At 62.2% G+C, this 19478-nt stretch carries 19 protein-coding genes; 13 read left to right on the top strand and 6 right to left on the bottom strand.

Annotation, left to right across the window (positions count from 1 at the left end):
• Positions 1-71 precede the first annotated feature (71 nt).
• From DP106_RS03710 to DP106_RS03700, 3 genes are all read left to right on the top strand, one after another.
• A complete protein-coding gene (locus DP106_RS03710; RefSeq protein WP_165857814.1) occupies positions 72-1241 on the top strand; it encodes a beta-alanine-activating enzyme beta-propeller domain-containing protein in 1170 nt (389 codons plus the stop codon).
• Positions 1242-1299: 58 nt separating this feature from the next.
• The gene (gene msrA / locus DP106_RS03705) at positions 1300-1848 is read left to right on the top strand and encodes a peptide-methionine (S)-S-oxide reductase MsrA (protein WP_120083483.1); all 549 of its coding nucleotides are present in this window, start codon (positions 1300-1302) and stop codon (positions 1846-1848) included.
• 240 nt (positions 1849-2088) lie between these two features.
• The gene (locus tag DP106_RS03700) at positions 2089-2874 is read left to right on the top strand and encodes a hypothetical protein (RefSeq protein WP_165857813.1); all 786 of its coding nucleotides are present in this window, start codon (positions 2089-2091) and stop codon (positions 2872-2874) included.
• A gap of 143 nt (positions 2875-3017) precedes the next feature.
• Here DP106_RS03700 and DP106_RS03695 read toward each other — a convergent pair whose 3' ends face one another.
• Both DP106_RS03695 and DP106_RS03690 read right to left on the bottom strand, forming a co-directional pair.
• Positions 3018-4244 (bottom strand): MFS transporter, encoded by a 1227-nt coding sequence (locus tag DP106_RS03695; protein ID WP_120083480.1) that lies wholly within the window; start codon positions 4242-4244, stop codon positions 3018-3020.
• Positions 4245-4307: 63 nt separating this feature from the next.
• Positions 4308-5390, bottom strand: coding sequence for an iron transporter (locus DP106_RS03690; protein WP_120083479.1), 1083 nt, complete (start codon positions 5388-5390; stop codon positions 4308-4310).
• Between the two features lie 110 nt (positions 5391-5500).
• Here DP106_RS03690 and DP106_RS03685 point away from each other — a divergent pair, with 110 nt between their 5' ends.
• Complete coding sequence (locus DP106_RS03685) at positions 5501-6817, top strand: DUF7405 family protein (protein ID WP_120083516.1); 1317 nt, start codon at positions 5501-5503, stop codon at positions 6815-6817.
• Positions 6818-6819: 2 nt separating this feature from the next.
• Here DP106_RS03685 and DP106_RS03680 read toward each other — a convergent pair whose 3' ends face one another.
• Positions 6820-7491, bottom strand: coding sequence for a DsbA family protein (locus DP106_RS03680; RefSeq protein ID WP_120083477.1), 672 nt, complete (start codon positions 7489-7491; stop codon positions 6820-6822).
• A gap of 98 nt (positions 7492-7589) precedes the next feature.
• On the opposite strand from DP106_RS03680, the gene DP106_RS03675 reads away from it, so the two are divergent.
• The gene (locus DP106_RS03675) at positions 7590-8006 is read left to right on the top strand and encodes a 2Fe-2S iron-sulfur cluster-binding protein (protein ID WP_120083475.1); all 417 of its coding nucleotides are present in this window, start codon (positions 7590-7592) and stop codon (positions 8004-8006) included.
• A 9-nt stretch (positions 8007-8015) separates the two neighbouring features.
• On the top strand, positions 8016-8954 hold the full coding sequence (locus DP106_RS03670) for a methyltransferase domain-containing protein (RefSeq protein ID WP_120083474.1): 939 nt from the start codon (positions 8016-8018) through the stop codon (positions 8952-8954).
• A gap of 77 nt (positions 8955-9031) precedes the next feature.
• Here the strand turns inward: DP106_RS03670 and DP106_RS03665 are convergent, their stop codons facing one another.
• Positions 9032-9877 carry a cytochrome c oxidase subunit 3 gene (locus DP106_RS03665; protein ID WP_120083472.1) on the bottom strand — a complete coding sequence of 282 codons (846 nt, stop codon included), beginning with the start codon at positions 9875-9877 and terminating at the stop codon, positions 9032-9034.
• A gap of 196 nt (positions 9878-10073) precedes the next feature.
• Between DP106_RS03665 and DP106_RS03660 the strand changes: the two genes are divergently transcribed.
• The 4 genes from DP106_RS03660 to DP106_RS03645 all read left to right on the top strand — a co-directional run bounded on the left by DP106_RS03660 (position 10074) and on the right by DP106_RS03645 (position 15148).
• A complete protein-coding gene (locus tag DP106_RS03660; RefSeq protein WP_120083470.1) occupies positions 10074-11459 on the top strand; it encodes a hypothetical protein in 1386 nt (461 codons plus the stop codon).
• Positions 11459-11794 (top strand): hypothetical protein, encoded by a 336-nt coding sequence (locus DP106_RS03655; RefSeq protein ID WP_120083468.1) that lies wholly within the window; start codon positions 11459-11461, stop codon positions 11792-11794. The genes DP106_RS03660 and DP106_RS03655 overlap by 1 nt, the downstream gene beginning before the upstream one ends.
• Positions 11795-11871: 77 nt before the next feature.
• Complete coding sequence (locus DP106_RS03650) at positions 11872-12459, top strand: HalX domain-containing protein (protein WP_120083467.1); 588 nt, start codon at positions 11872-11874, stop codon at positions 12457-12459.
• A gap of 496 nt (positions 12460-12955) precedes the next feature.
• Positions 12956-15148 (top strand): DUF7527 domain-containing protein, encoded by a 2193-nt coding sequence (locus DP106_RS03645; RefSeq protein WP_120083466.1) that lies wholly within the window; start codon positions 12956-12958, stop codon positions 15146-15148.
• Between the two features lie 80 nt (positions 15149-15228).
• Here the strand turns inward: DP106_RS03645 and DP106_RS03640 are convergent, their stop codons facing one another.
• Complete coding sequence (locus DP106_RS03640) at positions 15229-15534, bottom strand: hypothetical protein (RefSeq protein ID WP_120083464.1); 306 nt, start codon at positions 15532-15534, stop codon at positions 15229-15231.
• Positions 15535-15823: 289 nt separating this feature from the next.
• Between DP106_RS03640 and DP106_RS03635 the strand changes: the two genes are divergently transcribed.
• From DP106_RS03635 to DP106_RS03625, 3 genes are all read left to right on the top strand, one after another.
• Positions 15824-17170: an adenylosuccinate synthase gene (locus tag DP106_RS03635; protein WP_120083462.1), complete on the top strand. Its 1347-nt coding sequence runs from the start codon at positions 15824-15826 to the stop codon at positions 17168-17170.
• Between the two features lie 69 nt (positions 17171-17239).
• Positions 17240-18526, top strand: a complete 1287-nt coding sequence (gene purD, locus DP106_RS03630) for a phosphoribosylamine--glycine ligase (protein ID WP_120083460.1) — start codon at positions 17240-17242, stop codon at positions 18524-18526.
• Positions 18527-18575: 49 nt separating this feature from the next.
• Positions 18576-19142: an acyltransferase gene (locus tag DP106_RS03625; protein ID WP_120083459.1), complete on the top strand. Its 567-nt coding sequence runs from the start codon at positions 18576-18578 to the stop codon at positions 19140-19142.
• Here DP106_RS03625 and DP106_RS15490 read toward each other — a convergent pair.
• Positions 19087-19449: a hypothetical protein gene (locus DP106_RS15490; RefSeq protein WP_133305093.1), complete on the bottom strand. Its 363-nt coding sequence runs from the start codon at positions 19447-19449 to the stop codon at positions 19087-19089. The two genes, DP106_RS03625 and DP106_RS15490, sit on opposite strands and share 56 nt — an antisense overlap.
• Positions 19450-19478: the final 29 nt, after the last annotated feature.

Below are 19478 nucleotides of genomic sequence, written 5' to 3'. Positions count from 1 at the left end.
GGTGGCTGATGCAATCCCGAACGGTTGCGGGGCCGACTCATTTTTGCGGGTGGGGGCCTACAACGGTAGGTGTGAGCGACGACGAGGAGAGTTTGGAGGCCAAAGGCGAGTACTGGGATTTCGAGGTCGACGCCGGCCTCCCGGATTCGATCACCGAAGACGACGAGGAAGACGACAGCTACCAGATCCGCCTCGAAGAGGCCGCCGGCACGGTCAACTGGTCGTACAGCACCGGCGGCCTCGGCGGCTCCGCGCCGACGGTCGTCGGCGGCACCGTCGTCGCCGGCGGTGACGGCGACAGCATCTACGCTGTCAACGCGAAGACAGGCGACGAGCAGTGGGTCTTCGAAACCGACGATTTTGTCGAATCCGCGCCGACCGTCGTCGACGGACGGGTTGTCATCGGCAGCGACGACGGCCATGTGTACGCGATTGACGCCGACACCGGCAGCCAACAGTGGGCGTTTCAAACCGCACGGTTCATCGAGTCGTCGCCAACGGTCGCCGGCAACGCGGTGTTTGTCGGTGGGGGTGACGGCTGCGTCTACTCGCTGCACGCCGGCATGGGCAAAAAGCGGTGGGCGGTCGGCACCGGTGGCCCGATCTACGCCTCACCAACCGTGACCAACAGCACCGTCTATATCGGCAGCGACGACGGCCACGTGTACGCACTAAGTGCGGCCTCTGGCGAGCAACGCTGGGCCTTCGAGACCGGCGGCCCGGTGCGCTCCTCGCCGACGGTCGCCGGCGGCACCGTCTTCATCGGCAGCGGCGACGGCAAGCTGTACGCACTGGACGCCAAATGGGGCGACAAACAGTGGGAGTTTGCCACCGGCGACGCGATCAACTCCTCGCCGACAGTCGCCGAGGGGAGCGTCTTCGTTGGCAGCGACGACGGCGCGCTGTATGCGATCGACGCCGCCAGCGGCGACCGCCAGTGGTCGTTTGAGACGGACAGCCGGGTGTGGTCGTCGCCAACAGTCGCCAGCGGTACCGTCTATGTCGGCAGCAACGACGGCTACCTCTATGCGATCAGTACGACAACCGGGCGGCGCGACTGGATGTTCGATGCCGGCGACTGGGTCGACACCGCGCCGGTCGTCGTCAACGAGACGGTGTATGTCACCAGCGACGACGGCACGATCTACGCGCTCGGCGCTGGCGTCCGCGGCTCCAGCACCGACTCGCGGGCAAACCTCGGGACGCTCAGCCACCACGGCGGCTGGGCTGGTGGCGGCTAGCTGTCGGTGTGAGACGTACGAGCCGTGGCTTCTTGTTGCTCCCGACCCAACAGCCAGTATGGCAAGCGCGACAGCGACATTCGGCGGCGGCTGTTTCTGGTGTATCGAAGCCCCGTTCAAGGAGCTTGCAGGCGTTTCGTCGGCCGTTTCCGGCTACGCTGGCGGGGATGTGGCCGACCCGAGCTACAAGGAAGTCTGTTCCGGGACGACCGGCCACGCCGAGGTCGTGCAAGTCGAGTACGACCCAGACAAGATCAGCTACGGCGACCTACTAGAAGTCTTCGTTACCGTGCATGATCCGACCCAACTCAACCGACAGGGGCCGGATGTCGGCACGCAGTACCGCTCGGCAATCTTCACCCACGACGACGACCAACAGGACGCCGCCGAGGCGTTTATCGCCGAACTCGACGCCAGCGACGCCTACGACGACGAGATCGTCACCGAGGTCGAGCCACTAGAGACCTTTTACCGCGCCGAGGAACACCACCAAGACTACTACGAGAAGAACCCCTCACAGGCCTACTGTTCGATGCATATCCCGCCGAAACTCGACAAGGTGCGCGAGCAGTTTGCTGATCGGCTCCGCGAGCAGTCGGTTCACTGAGTGACAGGTCGTCTGGGAGTGTGGCGGCCTGTTCAAACGATTACCCGCTACTCTGTGTGAATGCCAGACGCTCATAGTGCATCTCCGCGTTAGCAGCGAAGACCCCTCGTTAAGATCATGCAACACGTAACAAGTGGGTGAAAATGGATGGTGGTCGGTTATGTCTGTACTCAATGTACACATCAGGCTGGCTGCAATGTGTGAGATATGGTTATACAACAGTCAATCTCAATAACACCATTGGCTGGAGGTTCCGCATCTGAGTTGGGATTTTGGCCGACGCTGTTTGGTGGGATTATGGCGGCTCTGGCAGCACGAACGGCGATACATATCGGAATTAAGGAGGTGAAACTTCTCTGGAAGATAGTACGCACCGAGACACTGGCAGTTGATCAGGCCACCGCAACCGATGAACTGGTTCAGATTCAAGGGTGTGTACAGCCAACACAGCCTGATGACACGTTCACATCGCCGATACTAGATAACGAGTGTGTAGTCTATGAGTATCGCGTGGATCGATACGGGTTTGACATCAGACAATCGTTGCAAAATAGCGGTAGTGAACCCGTTGAATCTGGTAGTGCGTACACGTCATTTGTCCTTTCTGACGGGAACGGCGATATTGTTATCGACCCCAACGCGGATAGTTTAGTTCTGCAGACGACGACTGAGACACTCTCGACAAAAGCAGAGCAAATTGCTGATGAACGGGTTGAATTTGAACCGACAGCGTACAGATTGGCGTCAGGCGAGTCCACACAGCCTGTCGATTTAACTGAAAGAACAATCAACGTCGGCGAAAGAGTCATTGTTATTGGGCGAACTACAACGGTAGCAGAGCAAACAACCACCGGTGGGGATGCGGTTATTACACCTGAGGAAAGTGGTTTGACGGTGATGGATGGTGACCCACGGAACGTCGCGAAAACGAAAGCCCGTCGCGGGGTATTTGCGTTGATATGTGCACCAGTTTTCAGCTTTTTTGCGGTATTTATGCTACAAGATGCCATTTTTACCATATTGTAGCGATCCAATATCATAAACAGGTCTGAGAAACACCGGTTCATCTTAGATACCCTCAGTTTACAATCAGACACCAGATATACAAGCAGAATAGAATATCTTCCTATTGTCACAGGCCACCACACAATGCGCACAACCAGCCCTAATCACGCCACCGCAGTAACAGTATCCTCCCGCGTCAGCCGCCGCACCGCCGGCAACGCCAGCAGTGCGATACCGATCTCTAGCCCGCCGACAACAAGAAACGCAGTTAGATAGCCTGTCGCGTCGGCAACAACGCCGCCAAGTAGAAACCCAGCAAGGAAGCCGAGGCTGCCGAAGATATTGAACCCGCCCATCGCCACACCGCGCTCGGCGGGCCCACAAAGATCCGATACGAGTGCCATCGTTGCGGGGGCGACAAACGCACCGGCAACGCCGACCAGCGTCATCAGTGCCATCGCCGCCGCAGCGGTCGACGCCACGCCAACAGCGATAATCGCCAGTCCGTACCCGATCGAGCCGACAACGACAGGAATGAATCGACCGATCCGATCCGAGAGGCTCCCCAGCGGGTACTGCAGCAGCGCGAACGGCAGAAAAAACAACGCGAGCGCGACGCCAACGCCCGCCGCAGCAAGCCCGAATCTATCACCGAAATAGAAGACGCCGACCAGCGAAAAGAAGCCCGCCGTCAGCCGGTCAATAAATCCAAACGCGTAGGGGACAACGAGTGACGGCCGCGAGCGAAGCGTGGCGAGAGCACCCCCGAGCGACGGGGGTGTGGGATCGGCGTCGTTGTCTGTCATATCGGATGTCGTTTCAGCGACGGTGTCTCCCACGGTTGCCGCCACACCAGCGGCGACAGCGAGGACAACCGCGCCGGCGTAGACGGGCGCAAACGGATCGAGGGCGGCGAGTTGGCCACCAACGACCGAGCCGAGGGCGGCCCCCAGCCCGATAGCGATGCCGGCTGCACCCATGTTCCGCCCGTTGCCGCCGCCGAGATCCATCAGCATCGTGATCGACAGCGAGAACGCACCGATGGTGAACGCGCCGCCCACGGCTCGCAACAGGAGGATGCCGGCAAACCCAACGCCGAAGACGGGCAGTTGCGGCAAGAGGAGATAGCAGGTCGCGCCACCGAGGGCACCGGCGACGACCAGTGGTGTTCGCCGGCCGAGACTGTCGCTGGCAGCACCCCACACGACGGCAAACACCACGAATGCGGCGACCTCAGCGACAAGAAACCACATGCCGGCGCGGATGCCGCCGGGCGCGCCAAGGGCAGCGATCAGGCCATCGAGGCCAGGGTACAGTAGCACCTGCGAGACGAGCACCGCCCAGACGACGACCGCGAGTCGAATCCGCGGTCGCGGGAAGCGCCATCGCATTGATTCAACTGTGGGCGGTGTGCGGAATGAACTTGTTGTCGTGTGGTCGGAGTCGGCGGCCGGCTACGATAGATCGACGGTCGGTGTCTCGAAGAAGGCGGTCTCGTAGCCCTCATGGCGGGCAACCTGCGGCGGCGTTGTCACATCAACCGTAGCTGTCTCCTCACCGGTCGCACCGGGGACAGCCGCGCCGTAGTGGAAGCCGAGTTGGGGATCCAGTGACGGTGCTAAGGATGTGTCCGCAACAACGGTCTCACCGTTCGGGTCGGTGAGCGTCCCGGCCAGCCCCATACTCGGGATCACCAGCTCATTGTACCGCGTCGCCGCGGTGACCGCGAGATACGGCGCGTCGCCGAATCGGTCATCGGTCAGGACGGCGGCTGCATACCGAATGTCATCGGCGCGTCCCGTTCCGAGGGCGGTGCCGCCAAGATCGCGGACGCTGCCGGTCGGCATCGACATCCCGTTCATCTCCATATCCATAGGCGACAGCGCGCCCGGGTCGCCCTGTCGATTCTCGTAGGTTTCGTAGGCGAGTTCGTTGCGAGCGGCCTCGCTGTAATCAAGGTCGATCGTGACCGTCTGGGGCTCGCCGAATCGACCCGCAAACTCGCCGAACCGGCGGGCCGTCGTTGCGCCGACGGTTACGTTGACCGTATAGGTGTCGTCGCCGTCGAGATGGTAGTTGTCGCCGTAATGAAAGCCCATGCGCTGGGAGAGCATCGGGTACACCGTCTCGCGTTCGTCGACGTTGTTGCCGCCGCGGGCCGCGATGTCGACGCTAGAGACCGGTAACACGACACCGGTCTCGGCGTCCCAGATAGTCGCCATGATATGAACCGCGTCGTCGCCGTCGACGCTGAACCGGTCGGCTTCGTAGCGCCCCTCACGTTTGAACACCCGCCAGAACCGATGAGGGAAGGTGTAGGACAGCGAGACCGCCACCCCATCGTCGGTTTGTGCCATCCCGCCCATAGCCATCTCCTCGGTGTGGGTTGGATAGTAGATCGCCGCCGGGCGGTCGGCGACAAGTTCGGGTTCCCGCCCATAGCTTACGCCATCGAGAGAGGTAAACGAATCAACACAGCCGGCAGCACCGGCTGTCAGTCCGGCCGCTGTGGTGGCAAGAAACTGTCGTCGTTCCATACGCGGTCTAGCTGGGCGACGATCAAACGAGTTCTGGTGTGGGCGACGAAACCCATGGGAACGACTACCAGAACCCATATTTGGCGCAGTCGACTACAACAGGTATGGCACTGCCTGATACGTCTGCGTCCCGCCGGGACGTACTGAAGGCGGCGTTGGCGACCGGTGGCGCGGCCGCGCTGTCGGCCTGTCTGGAGGCCGTCGGCGACGAGCCGATCCCGAAAGGCGTTGACGATCCCAAGACCCTCCCCGATCGCCAGTTTGCCTGGAACGACAGCCTCGATCGCGACGAGGCAGGCAACGTTGTCCTCCCGGAGCACCACCTATTTTTGTATCTCACCTACGACGGCGAGGGTGGCAGCGATGGAACCCCCACCGACGCCGACCGCGAACGGCTAACCGCCGCCCTGCGAACGATCGAACGCGCCTACGAGCGGAGCAACCGCGGCGTTGTTTTCGATCTCGGCTACTCGCCGGCGTACTTCGACCGGTTTGAGGCGTCGCTACCGGCGTCAGTCGATCTCCCGCCGCCACAGGGACTCACCCCAGTCGATACACCGACGCTGGACGAACAGGACGCCCTCCTGCAGCTGGCGTCGGATCGCAGCGACGCCCTGCTGGCGGTCGAGGAAGCGCTGTTTGCGGACGGCGGCGACGGCCCAGAAACGCTCAACGGTGTTGCGGTGAGAGGGCGGCTGGGCGATGTGTTCCGGATCGACGATCGCCGAACGGGGTTCATCGGGCCGGGGCTGCCAGCCGCCAACCAGGGTGTCGGCGGGATTCCCGAGGATGGCCCGGTTCCTGAGGCTGCACCGCTGTTTATGGGGTTCAAAGCTGGGTTTGCGGCCAACCAGGCCAGCGAGGCGTCAGTAGCCGTCGAGGATGGCCCTTTCGCCGGCGGCACCACGAAACACGTCGCCCGGATCCGCCAGCAACTCGACAAGTGGTACACCGAAAACAGTCACAAGGAAATGGTAAAAAAGCTGTTTAGCCCACAGCTCGCCGAGTCTGGGGCGGTTGAAGGCGTCGGCAAAAATCTTGGCGATGACAGTGGGATCACAGGCGATATCTACGAGGCGACCGACGAAACCGCCGATGAGTTCGGGGTGGTCGGCCACGCAGAAAAGGCTGCCCGCGGCAACCGCGACAGCGAGGGTAACGTCCGCACGCTGCGTCGCCACGTCGAATCGACCGACAACGACAACGCCAGCCTGCATTTCCCCTCCTACCAACAGGCGATCAGCGAGTTCGAGGCAGTACAGGAAGCGATGAACGGAACGGACATCGTTGCCGACAACCCGGAGATCGATCCGCGGGTGAAAAACGGGATCTTCCGCTACATCTTCGTCGAAAACCGCGGCAACTTCCTTATTCCGCCGCGATCACTGCGGGCGTTTCCGACGCCAACAGGGGCGGACACGGCGTAACCCTACAGGTGCGACTCGATCTCGCTGCGCACCGGCTCATACCAGCTACCGCTTTCGGGCGGCTCGATCAGTGGGTCGTTGACGAAGATACCGGGGGTTGATTCGACCCCCCGATCGACGCCGGTCTGTCGGTTTGCGCTTACCACCTGCTCGTAGGTAGCGTTGCTGGCATCGCTCAACACGCGACAGGGATCGGCACCGACCGCCTCAGCGAGATCGCCGACAAGCTGCCACGAGTAGTCAGAATAGTTCTCATACGCCGCAAGACTAAACTCGAAGAATGCCGCGTCGTCCTGTGTCTGTTGAACGCTCCGGGCGGCGTTGGCGACTCGGTTCGACCACTCGGAGACCGGGATCGGGAAATCGAAATGGCGGAAGCGAACGGTCTCGCCGTTAAGATAGTCGGCTTTGAGTTGGCTGAGTCCGCCGGTGGCGAAATCCGCACAGTGCGAACAGGCAAAATCCTCGAACACATCCACGGTGACCGTGGCGTCGCTCGAACCATCGACAGGTTGAGACAGCGCTGCAACGGGATCGCGCTCGGTGAGTTCACACGCATACGACGTATCGATCGCCGTTGTGTCGGACGCTCCGCCGTCACCAGTACACCCGGCGAGGCCGACAGCGGCGACCGTCCCGACAGTCGTGAGATACGCGCGTCGCGTTGGTGGCATACAACGGTGTTGTCGTGGCGATATTTAGCTTCGTTGAGACCGAAAGACAGCAACAGCCTGTCGGTAAGCCTTTGAGGAGCCACCCCGTTGAGATGAGTATGCCGACTGTTCACTTCCGCGGTGAGAAGATCGAATGCCGAGAGGGTGCGACGCTCAGAGATGTGCTGTTGGATGCAGATCTGACCCCGCATAACGGCAAGGCGACGGTGCTCAACTGCCGCGGGTTCGGTAACTGCGGCACCTGCGCGGTCAAGGTCGACGGCGAGGTCAGCGACAAGGGCATCCGCGAGAGAGGTCGCCTGTTGGTGCCGCCACATCACCCAAACTACGACCTCCGCTTGGCCTGCCAGACAAAGGTCATGGGTGACGTGACTGTCGAAAAATACCCCGGCATGTGGGGGACACAGGTGGCCAAGGAGCCACTGCCCCCGCTCGCGGACGACGACGCCGAGGCAGCCGACGAGCCAACCGCCGCCGACGCGGCGGATGATCAAACCCCTGCCGACGCCGACTAACCACACGACGTGTCCCGCTCATTCACCGACTTTACCACGTATCTCGACGCCAAGCGGTCGGTCGATGACCGCTCGCTCCACCGACCAACCTTCGACCGCCTCATCAACGAACTGGACGCGCGAGCGATGGCCCGCGAGGAGAGGCCAGTTCGAATTCTTGAGGTCGGCTTTGGGATCGGCACAATGCTGGAACGACTCCGCGAATGGGACGGACTTCCCTCACCGGTTGAGTATGTCGGCGTCGACATCGACGACGCGAACATCGCGGCGGCAAGCGACCGCCTGACGGACGGCGATTTCGAGCAGACCGGTCGCCGAGAGTTCACGCTCACAACCGACGATGCAGAACTCACAGTCGAGCTCCACGCCGGCGACGCCTTTGAGCTCGCAGCCGACCGTCATGATCCGACAGCAGCCGATCCGCAGTTCGATCTGCTAATCGGGATGGCCTTTCTCGATATCGTCCCGTTTGCGCAGGTCGCCGAAACGTTGTTTCCGTTGGTTTCAGGCGGCGGGCTCGGCTATTTCCCGATCACCTTCGACGGCGTCACCGACGTTCGCCCGGTCGACGACCCAGAGTTGACAACGACCCTGCTGGATGGCTTTCATGCCGCGATGGATGCCCCCGACCGGCCGGGGGGCAGCCAGACCGGCCGCCGGCTGTGTACCGAGCTGCCGGCCGCCGGTGTCGACCATCTCGCAGTCGGCGGCTCCGACTGGGTTGTGACACCGAGCGATGATGGCTATCCAGCGGATGAGGCGATGTTTCTCCGCCATATCGTTGACACGATGGAAAACGCGTTGCTAACGGAGACACCTGCGGCCGCAATCGACACCGTCAGCGACGACGCGATCCGCGCGTGGACGCGACAACGACACGCCCAGATCGACCGCAGGGAGCTAACCTATCTGGCGCACAATATCGATCACCTGATCCGGGTGCCGTAGGCCGTCGGTGTCGACAGTCGCTGGTGTGACACAGCCGAGACGGAGCACCGAGGTAAAAAACAGTCCTAAACGAGTCGCTACGCCTGACCCGCGCCGACATAGAGGACGACAACGAGGAAGATCCAGACGGCGTCGACAAAGTGCCAGTACATCGACGCCGTTGACACCGAAAGATGTCGTTCAGCGGAGTACTGGCCGTACATCGCACGCGCGAAGACGATCCCCAGGATGGCCGCGCCGAGCCCGACGTGGAGCCCGTGGAGGCCGGTCAGCCCGAAGAACGCCGAGGAGTAAACCCCTTGTGTCCACGTGAAGCCGTATTCGCCGATGAACTCGAAGTATTCGAGTGCTTGCCCGCCAAGGAAGACGACCGCAAACAGGATCGTCAGCCCCATCCCACGCAGGAAATTCGTTCGATCACCGTCGCGTAGGGCAACGTGGGCCCAGTGGAGCGTAAACGAGGAGGCGATCAGGATCGCCGTGTTAGCGAGGATCAGCGAGCTGATCAGATCCGGCGTTGTCGACGGCAGCGTCCACTCCGCGCCCGCACGAAAGTAAAAGTAGTAGCTGAAGATCGCCCCAAAGGTGGCCAACTCAGAGCCGAGGAACGCGATCATTCCCCATCGCAGCGACGCATGGCCGTTTTCGCTCGTATCCCGGCTCCAGAACTTCGTAATAAACGCGTGATACAGCCAGCCGTAGATGCCAAGCAGAAACAGTCCGACGCTGCCGGCGATTGCCGCCGGCCCAAGCAGCGGGCTGATCGCATCCCCGATAATCCAGAGTGCCACACCAATGTAGACACCAGCCGCCCCGAGTGCGGTCACAAACGGCCACCAACTCGCCTCGCCGAAGCCGCGCGGCCAGTCTTCGACCGCCGGGAGGTGGTGGTCGTCGTGTCCGTCCTCCGTTTCGGTACTCATACTACCTCGTTGCGAGTGTGTGATTAAAAATCCTCTTACCCGCATGTGTGACACGAGACCGGGGGCCGTCGCGTCGCCACCGACGCGTTGCTTCCGCTGTTCCGCAAGCTACTCCTGCCGGCTGGCTCTACCCACGACAATGACTGAACGCGGTGGTAGACGACCGACCACAGACGCTGAGGGTCGCTGGCAACGAATGGCCCTGCGGGTGGGATGTCTCGCTGCGATTGGGGCTCCACTGATCGCACTCCTCTCGGAGCCAGCGATCGCCCATGCGGCCGCCCTCCGCGGGTCGACGAGCTCTGTCGAGGTGCCAACCTGGCTCTTCTTGACGACCGGCGGCGGCACGGTCGGCGCATCGTTTCTGCTGGCGTCGTTTGTCACCGATCGGGCGTTCATGCGGTCGGTTCACGACTGGGGATTCACACTCCCCGCACCGGGCCGGCTGGTCAGCCTCGGTGGCCAACTTGTCGGGATCGCGGTGGTGGCGGCCACCGTTGGGATCGGCTATCTCGGCCCGGAGACGGGGTATCGGAATCTGGCGATCCTCACCGTCTGGGTCGGCTGGTGGGGTGGCTATGTCGCCTCAACGTATCTCATCGGCAACACGTGGCCGGTGCTGAACCCCTTCCGTACGGTGGCATCGCTGCTGCCATCGCTGGATCGACCGTATCCCGACCGACTCGGCGCGTGGCCCAGTGTCGCCGGCTTACTCGCGCTCATCTGGGTCGAGGTGGTCAGTCCGCTGGCCGATGATCCACGACTGTTGGCGACGACGATTGTAGCGTATACGGCTGTCACCGCTGCCGGCAGCGTGGTTTACGGCACCGACACGTGGTTCGGCCGCGTCGATCCGATCTCACGGGTGTTCGCGCTGTTTGGTCAGTTCGCACCGCTCAAACGGACTGACGGCGGGCTGTCACTTCGGCTGCCCGGGGGCGCGCTGACCGCTCCCGACGCTCTGTCGGGTCGTGCGGAGACTGTTTTCGTCGTCGCGGTGCTCTATGTGACGACCTTCGATGGCTTCGTTGGCACCGGGCTCTGGGCCCGTCTTATCACCGCGGTCGTCGAGGTCGGTGTGCCGCCGCTGGTCGGCTATCTAGGCGCGTATCTCGCCGGTTTCGGGCTGTTTGTCGCCGCGTTCTGGTGGGCGATCGGCCTCGCCCGGCGGTTTGGCCGTACCTACATCACCCAGGCGGCGTTGGCCGAGCGGTTCGCGCCGTCGCTGGTGGCGATCGCCGCCGGCTACCACATCGCCCACAATCTCGGCTTCATCCTCGGATTGGCTCCCTCACTCGCCGTTGTCGCCGCGAGCCCGCTGTCGCCACCCCAGCAGCCGCCAGTGTTGACGACGCTGCCCGGCTGGATCTCGGGGCTTGAACTCGCCTTCGTGTTGCTCGGCCACTTCATTGCGGTGTGGATCGCCCACGCCGCGGCCTACGAACTCCTGCCCGGCCGACTGGAGGCGATCAAAAGCCAGTATGGGATCACGCTGGTGATGATCGCTTATACGATTATCAGCCTCTGGATCGTGACGACGCCGACGGTCTCACCACCGTTCCTCGGCGGAGGTGGGGTCTGATGGCGACCGGAATGGCTGACGGCGACGGCGGAGATAGCAGCGATAGCAGTCACACACAGGCCACCACCGAGCCACAACCGGAGACACACGTCCCCGACAGCGAGACGCCGCGACGATGTCCACACTGCGGATTCGAACTGCCGGCCGGCGACCAGTATCAGCTTCATCTCGGGCTCAACCATTACGAGCGGTTGGATGACGTTGACCAACAGGCGTTTCGTGACGCCTACCAACAGGAGGAAGCAGCACTCACACGGTTTCGGATTATCGCCCTCGGCGGGCTCGTGTTGCTCTATTTTGGGTTCTTACTCGTGTACGCGGTGTTGGCTGTGTGACAGCAACGATGCCGGCGTAGCGGAAGTATAAAGATCGTAGCTCCCCGCTTTGGGCATGACCAAGGCACTCGATACTCATGTCTGCTAGCTCTACCGACGACGCGACGGTGCTTGTTGTCGACGACGAACGCGATGTCGCCGATCTCTATGCGTTCCGACTCGCGGAACAGTACACCGTCCACACCGCATACAGCGGACAGGAGGCACTTGATGCGTTCGACGGCGACATCGACGTGATCCTGTTAGATCGCCGGATGCCGGGGCTCACCGGTGACGAGGTACTCCAGCGTGTGCGCACGGCCGATGCGGACGCTCGCGTTGTGATGGTGACCGCGATCGACCCTGATGTCGACATTGTCGATATGGACTTCGACGACTATCTCTGTAAGCCGGTCGGCAAGGAGACGCTGCTGGAGGCGATTGAACACCAGCTGACCGCCCGCGAGTACGGCGAGACCGTCCAGAAGCTGTTCCAAGCGACCTCAAAGGTGAGCGTTCTCGAAGCCGAGAAATCCACCGAAGAGCTCACAGAGTCCACAGAGTATCAAGCGCTCACCCAGCGTATTGAGACACTCCGGGCCGACCAAAGTGAGCTCATCGAGGAGTTAGACGACTTTGAAGCCGCGTTCAACGCGATCGATCGCGCGCCAAAAGACTCGATTTGAGCTACCCACGACTGAAGTCGTGGGTTTTCGCCTCGCTATTCTATAATCGCGAGCAGGAAGCCGCACCGGTTTATATATCGACAGCCGCGACGACCGCGATGAGCTATGAGCTGCCAGACTCACTGTCGGGGTTTATCCACGAAATTGCCGGCAGACAGGCGAAGACGCTGGTTCTAGTAAACCGAACTGAGCCCCAGCCGCTTGGAAGCCTCCTCGATCGCACCTTTGATAATTAATCCACGTTCCAGCGGCTCTCCCGGCGTGACGACGAATACGGCAGGCGTGCGGTATACGACTCACCGAGACTACCCCGAACGTCCGGCGGAGTATGTGGATCTACGACCCCGACCGCGTCGAGCGGGTCAGAACCGGCGTCGAAACACGGTTTTGAATCACGCTCGCTTTCGACAGCAGGTATTTTCCACACAAACAAGCCTGAATCCAACGTCCGACGCTCTGGAAAGTATTTTATGCGTCTCGGGCGTCGGTACACCAAATGAATAGCGAGATAGTTACTGCAGTCACCGAATGGGACACGGTTCCGGTCGGCACAGGGTACGCAGGCCTCCACGACCTCGCCGACGCGGAGTTCTCCGGTGCGGTGACCGCCGGCGACGCTTGGGGATTCATGCTCAACGGCCGGCTGGTCGGGATCCGCGACGGCTCGCTTGGTTCCTTCGATGCGGCAGCCCAGACTGCCTACGAAGCCCCGACGCCTGCCCTCCCCCTGTTGTATACGATGCAGACACAGGACAACGAGAAGCAGGCGGAGTATTACACCAATGAGACGGCGATCGCCGAGGCCGATTCGACGCTCGCAGGTGGCAACTTCACCGGCTACATTGAGCTGTCGGAGAACGTCCTGTCGGGGGATTACTACATTGTCTACTACGGTGGTCGCTCGATGAGCGTCGCCTTCGTCGGCAACAGCCGCCAACTGCTGACCGACGAGGAGGCGTTTGATCGCGCCAACGACGAGGTCGGCATCTACGATGTGTACGCCGCCGACATCGACGTGATCGATCTCCCCGAGCGTGAGCCCACACCGGCAACCCCCGACGAGCAGGAAACCGATACCAGAGACACCGACGACGGCGCGTCGACAACGGCCGACACGTCACCACCGACGACCACCGATACCGACCCCGCGGCGGGTGGTCATCGTCGGGGCGCGATCGATATCCCACAGGCGGGGCCGGCTGACGACACCACGGCAGGCGACGAAACCGCAACAGATGATGCTGATGCGGAGCCGACAACCACAGCCGACGCCGACGAGGATGAAACAGAACCGACGACCGCGGCTGACACCGACGATGAGAAGTCGGCTAACGCGGAACCATCGGGGCTAACCGGCGGCATCGATCCAACCGGCGCGACAGCGGCCAGCAACGACAACGATGAGATGGATCAATCGACAGTCGACAGCAACGGATCGACGGTCGATGCTGGTGAGGCAGCTGATTCGGCGTCGACAGCCGACACCGGGTCGACAGCGACACCCACACCAGCTGACACCGGAGCAGCAGGTACCACCACGACAGATCCCGAACCCTTCGAGGAGGAGGCGGCCTGGCGGAACACAACAACGATCCCGTCGCTTGACCCCAGCGACGACACAGCCGACAACGGGAGCGGAACCCGCGCCGACAGTGCCGAGCACGGTGGTGGCGGTGGCCAACAGACAGTCACCCGGTCGGACGGTCGCGTCTCACGCAAGCAGCTCCAACAACGGCTCCGGAAGGCCGAGGAGGTAATGGAGAAGGCCGAGCAAAAACACAGGCAGTTGGCCGCCGAACGTGACGACGCCCGCGAAGAGCTTGCGGTCGCCGAGGAGCGAATCGATGAGCTCGAAGCTGATCTGGCGGCCGCCAAAGAGCGGATCGAAGAGCTCGAAGCTGAACTGGACGCCGCTGTGTCAGCTGGCGGAACTGACACGGTCGATAGCACATCGACGACGCCGAGCCGCACGATGGATCCCGCCAGCGCGCTTGCGGGAACCAACCTGTTTGTTCGCTATGATTCGAAGGGTGAAGCGACGCTTGCCGACGCCCACGACGGCGAGGCATCGAAGGAGGATGTGGCGGCGAATATTCGACTCGACACCCACACGACGTTCGAAACGGCGGGCCTGGAGGTCGATGGCACCCCCTTCGAGACGTTCCTTGCCGACCGGATCGAGGTTGCCTTCGCGGAGTGGCTGGTGACCGACTTGTTGTTCGAACTCCGGGCGACAGGCGGAACAACCGCGCTCAGCGCGGTCGCTGAGATGATTCCGGCGATCGATCGGGCCGAGCTGCGCGGGACGATCGAACTCGGCACCGACGAGGACGACGAGGCCGTCGAACACGAATTTGACTGTGTTGTTCGCGATAAACGCGGCAAGCCGCTGTGTGTCGCCAACTTTGATAGCGCAAAAGAGCCGGTCGGCGCGGAGTTGGTCGAGGGGCTGATCCGCGATGGCAACGCCCTCAGAGAGCGCAACGACAGCTTCGCCGCCAGCTTTGCGGTGACAAGCAGCTACTTTACCGAAGACGCCTACGAGATGGCCGACGACGCGACCGGCAGCGGCCTGTTTAGCCGCAGCGGCGGCAAAAGCTTCGTCAATATCTCCCGCAAACAGGGCTTCCACCTCTGTCTTGTCGACCGGATCAAAGGCGGGTTTGAGCTCCAGAAGCCCGAATTGTAATCGACGCGGTCGCGGGTTTTACCACGGGCGGCACAAAACAGCGTAGAACACCACAGCGCGCAAGCGACCAATCGAACGCGTCAGTTTTCGATCTCGGCGGTGTCGTCGATACGCATCGTCCGCAGCTTGTCGACGATGGAGTCGATCTTGTTATCGAGGTCGTCGACAAACTCCTCGGTGTGGTCGGTCTGAATCGCGCCCTGGCTGGACGGCTCGATGAGGTTTTCCTCTTCGAGGACGCGCAGGGAGTACCGAACCTTATGATGGGGGTAGCCGGTCTCGTTGGACATCTTAACGATGCCGATGGGCTCGTTTTCGATGACCATCCGGAGCACTTGGAGATGCCGTTCGAGCATGTCGACTTCTTTTTCGAGTCGGTCAATCATGACATGTGCTAACTTGTCTTGGCGTGATTTAAGTGTTGCTGTCGGACAGCGGACTGATCGATAGTTGGCGGTCGTCGTGAGAGGAATTAACACTTCGGGTTACAACAACGGCAACAGGCGGAATCGTCGTGTCATACGGACTTCCCACGGTGGGCACCCGCAATGAGATGGCCAACAGGGGGTCGACAACACAGCCGGCATGTGTTTAAACAACGGTGACCCATCTCCCGGCTGGGCGGGGCGATGTACCGTAATCTGTTTACCCGGTGGTTGGAAATCCACAGTCGTTATGACCGTAACTATCGTCGGCTCCCAGCTGGGCGACGAGGGCAAGGGCGCGCTCGTCGACATCTGGGGCGGGGACAGCGATGTCGTCGTCCGGTATCAGGGCGGCGACAACGCCGGCCACACTGTTGTCCAAGACGAGACGGAGTATAAGCTCTCATTGGTTCCAAGCGGGGCGATCCGCGGGAAGGTCGGCGTGTTGGGCAACGGCTGTGTGATCAATCCCGAAACACTGTTTGACGAGCTCGATACCCTCCGCGAGCAAGGGCTTGACCCGGATGTGCGACTTGCTCGCCGAGCCCATGTTATCCTGCCGTATCACCGCGTTCTTGACGGGATCGAGGAGGAGGCCAAAAGCGACGACGATCTCGCGGCCGGCACCACGGGTCGCGGCATCGGCCCAACCTACGAGGATAAGGCGGGTCGCCGCGGGATCCGCGTCGGCGACCTTCTTGATCCCGACGTGCTGCGCGACCGCCTCGAATACGCCGTTCCGCAGAAACGGGCCATCGCCGAGGAGATCTACGGGCTCGACATCGCAGACTCCGAGCACGCCGACGCCTTCGATATCGACCATCTCTTTGCAACCTACCGCGAATACGGCGAGCGGCTCAGATCGGAGTCGATGACCGTCAACGCCGGCGAGTTCCTCAGCGACAAACACACCGGCGACGACGAACTCCTCTTCGAGGGTGCCCAGGGTACCTCCATCGATATCGACCACGGAATCTACCCCTACGTCACCTCCTCAAATCCGACCGCCGGCGGCGCGGCCGTCGGCTCCGGTGTCGCGCCGACAGTCATCGGCCAAGGCGAGGTTGTCGGCATCGTGAAGGCCTACCTCTCCCGGGTCGGCACCGGCCCGCTGCCGACCGAACTCGACGGCACCGACAGCGAAGAGGAGCTGGCGGACTTCATCCGCGAGAAAGGCGGCGAGTTCGGCACCGTAACGGGCCGACCACGACGGATCGGCTGGCTCGATATGCCGATGTTGCGGCACGCATCCCGCGCAAACGGCTTTACCGGCATCGCCGTCAACCACATTGACGTGCTGGCCGGCCTCGATGCGATCAACGTCGGCCACGCCTACGAACTCGATGGTGAGGAACTGCTGACGATGCCGGCGACGACCGAACGGTGGGGCGACTGTGAGCCCGTGCTCAAATCCTTCGAGCCGTGGGCGGAAGTCGACTGGAGTGCGGTCGCCGATGAGGGGTACGATGCGATCCCGGCCAACGCTCAAGCCTATCTCGACTACATCAGCGAGGCGGTCGGCGCGCCGATCTATGCGGTTGGCGTCGGCCCCGGCCGCGACGAGACGGTCGTGCTCGACAACCCATTTGAGCAGTAGTTCGCGGCCGATGCTGCCTGTTGAGCGGACAAAGTAACACTTACACGCGGGCCGCTGTCTTTCTCGGGTATGAGTGAAACCGTGCTGTTAGTCGGCGGTGGCGGCCGCGAACACGCGATCGCCCGCGCGTTGGCTCCTGACTGTTCGTTGTACGCTGTTGCCGGCAACCGCAACCCCGGCATCACCGACCTCGCCGATGGGTTCGAGCAGATCGACGGCACCGATGCCGAGGCGATCCGCGAGTACGCCGAAGAGATCGACGCAACCCTCGCCATCGTCGGCCCGGAAGCCGGCTTGCAAGCAGGTGTCGCTGATGAACTCGACGCGGCGGGGATCTACACCTTCGGCCCACAGGCTGCGGAGGCCAGAATTGAAACCGATAAAGCGTTCCAGCGGCAGTTCATGCAGGACAACGACATCCCAGGGTGTCCGGTCTTCGAGACCTTCGATGACATGGACGCCGCCTGCGAGTTCATCGACGACTACGACGGCGACTTGGCGGTCAAACCGGTCGGCCTCACCGGCGGGAAGGGTGTGAAGGTCATCGGCGATCAGGTGACCAGCGAGGAGGCCAAGACCTATCTACAGGAGTCCGACTACGAGGGCGTCGTCCTCGAAGAGCGATTGATCGGCGAGGAGTTCACGATCCAGGCCTTCGTCGCTGACGGCGATCTGCGAACGGCACCAGCCGTGCAGGATCACAAACGCGCCTATGAGGGCGACGAAGGCCCCAATACGGGCGGGATGGGCAGTTACAGCGATACCGGCTCCCAACTGCCGTTCATGCAGGACGGCGACTACGAAGCCGCCGTCGACATCATGGAGCAGACGGTCGCGGCGGTGCCCGACTACAAGGGCGTCCTCTATGGGCAGTTCATGCTGACGACAGAGGGGCCGAAGGTCGTCGAGTTCAACGCCCGCTTTGGCGACCCTGAGGCGATGAACACGCTGCCGATCCTTGAGACACCGTTCCTCGATGTGCTGACCGCCGCCCGCAACGGCGACGACCTCCCGGAACTCGACTTCTCGGGTGAGGCGACGGTCTGTAAGTACGCGGTGCCTGACGGCTACCCGACCGACCCTGACGCCGGCGCAAAGATCGAGGTCAACGAGGAGACGGTCGGCGACGGGCTGCTGTTCTACGCCAGCGTCGACGCCCGCGAAGACGGGCTACACACGACGACATCCCGCTCGTTTGCAGTTGTTGGTCGCGCTGGCTCCATCAGTGCCGCCGAGGAGATCGCCAAGAGCGCGCTGGCGGCCGCCGGTGAGGGGTTCCACATCCGCCACGATATCGGCAAGCCAGATCTTGTTCAGTCGCGGATCGACCACATGGCCGAGCTTCGCGGCGAGTAATCGCAGGGCACACTCGATGTTTTTGTAGCCACCGCTCAAAAGACAAGCTGTGCCGTCAGCCGATCACGACGATAGCGACGACGTGCGCCGCCACGATCGCCTCCAGCGACAGTCGACCGTCGGCCCGCACAACTCGCTGTGGGGGTGGGCGTCGATTCGGTCGCCGTGGCGGGTCGTCCGCAACTATCTGGTTGTCTGGCTGATCCGTATCTCGCCGAGCCTGCGGCTGAAAAACTGGCTGCTTCGTCGGCTGGGCGCAAGCGTTGGCACCGGCGTTTCGTGGGGGCTTGAGGCGACACCGGATGTGTTCTGGCCGGAGCGCATCTCCGTTGGCGACCACGCGATCATCGGTTACGACGCGACGCTGCTCTGCCATGAGTTTCTTCAAGACGAATACCGGCTTGGCGATGTCGTTGTCGGTGAGGCGGCGATGATCGGCGCGGGCGCAACGGTGCTGCCGGGCGTCGAGATCGGCGATGGCGCGCAGGTCGCGGCCAACTCGCTGGTGACGCGTGACGTGCCGGCCGGCGCGACCGTCGCGGGTGTGCCGGCGGAACCGATCAATGGCGGCGAGGCGACCCACAGAAATGACGGTGCGGGTGACGCTGGTTCCTGAGCAGCGTGCGACGATGCCGCCGTGTCGTCGGCTTCGGTCGCTGACTCCGAACGGCGACCGATTTCGCTCGGGCTTCCAGCCTCTGCGATACGTCCGGACGGACAAGTGCATAGATCGTTTCGTCGACACCACCCAGCAGCGTTGCAAACTGGCGGTCGGCCTGCGGTTCGGCGGGCACCGTCGGCAGCCGACTCTCCTCAGTCGGCGACAGCAGCGGCACATCCCTGTCGTCGATAACGAGAATCACCGTATCGGCGGCGACACCGCGGCGTCTGCCAGTCGTCAGTAGTGGCTGTGACGGCCGCACTGTTCGGTCGGTGGTGACAATCCGGGGTG

Source organism: Halonotius pteroides, assembly GCF_003605635.1.
Taxonomy (GTDB): domain Archaea; phylum Halobacteriota; class Halobacteria; order Halobacteriales; family Haloferacaceae; genus Halonotius; species Halonotius pteroides.
The sequence above is the reverse complement of the archived record's forward strand: the minus strand, read 5'-3'. Positions and strand labels throughout refer to the sequence as shown.

Coding starts and splice junctions, on each gene's coding strand:
- msrA (WP_120083483.1), top strand. CDS start 1,300: ATGGCAAGCGCGACAGCGACATTCGGCGGCGGCTGTTTCTGGTGTATC.
- DP106_RS03695 (WP_120083480.1), bottom strand. CDS start 4,244: ATGCGATGGCGCTTCCCGCGACCGCGGATTCGACTCGCGGTCGTCGTC.
- DP106_RS03690 (WP_120083479.1), bottom strand. CDS start 5,390: ATGGAACGACGACAGTTTCTTGCCACCACAGCGGCCGGACTGACAGCC.
- DP106_RS03680 (WP_120083477.1), bottom strand. CDS start 7,491: ATGCCACCAACGCGACGCGCGTATCTCACGACTGTCGGGACGGTCGCC.
- DP106_RS03675 (WP_120083475.1), top strand. CDS start 7,590: ATGCCGACTGTTCACTTCCGCGGTGAGAAGATCGAATGCCGAGAGGGT.
- DP106_RS03665 (WP_120083472.1), bottom strand. CDS start 9,877: ATGAGTACCGAAACGGAGGACGGACACGACGACCACCACCTCCCGGCG.
- DP106_RS03660 (WP_120083470.1), top strand. CDS start 10,074: ATGGCCCTGCGGGTGGGATGTCTCGCTGCGATTGGGGCTCCACTGATC.
- DP106_RS03655 (WP_120083468.1), top strand. CDS start 11,459: ATGGCGACCGGAATGGCTGACGGCGACGGCGGAGATAGCAGCGATAGC.
- DP106_RS03650 (WP_120083467.1), top strand. CDS start 11,872: ATGTCTGCTAGCTCTACCGACGACGCGACGGTGCTTGTTGTCGACGAC.
- DP106_RS03645 (WP_120083466.1), top strand. CDS start 12,956: ATGAATAGCGAGATAGTTACTGCAGTCACCGAATGGGACACGGTTCCG.
- DP106_RS03640 (WP_120083464.1), bottom strand. CDS start 15,534: ATGATTGACCGACTCGAAAAAGAAGTCGACATGCTCGAACGGCATCTC.
- DP106_RS03635 (WP_120083462.1), top strand. CDS start 15,824: ATGACCGTAACTATCGTCGGCTCCCAGCTGGGCGACGAGGGCAAGGGC.
- purD (WP_120083460.1), top strand. CDS start 17,240: ATGAGTGAAACCGTGCTGTTAGTCGGCGGTGGCGGCCGCGAACACGCG.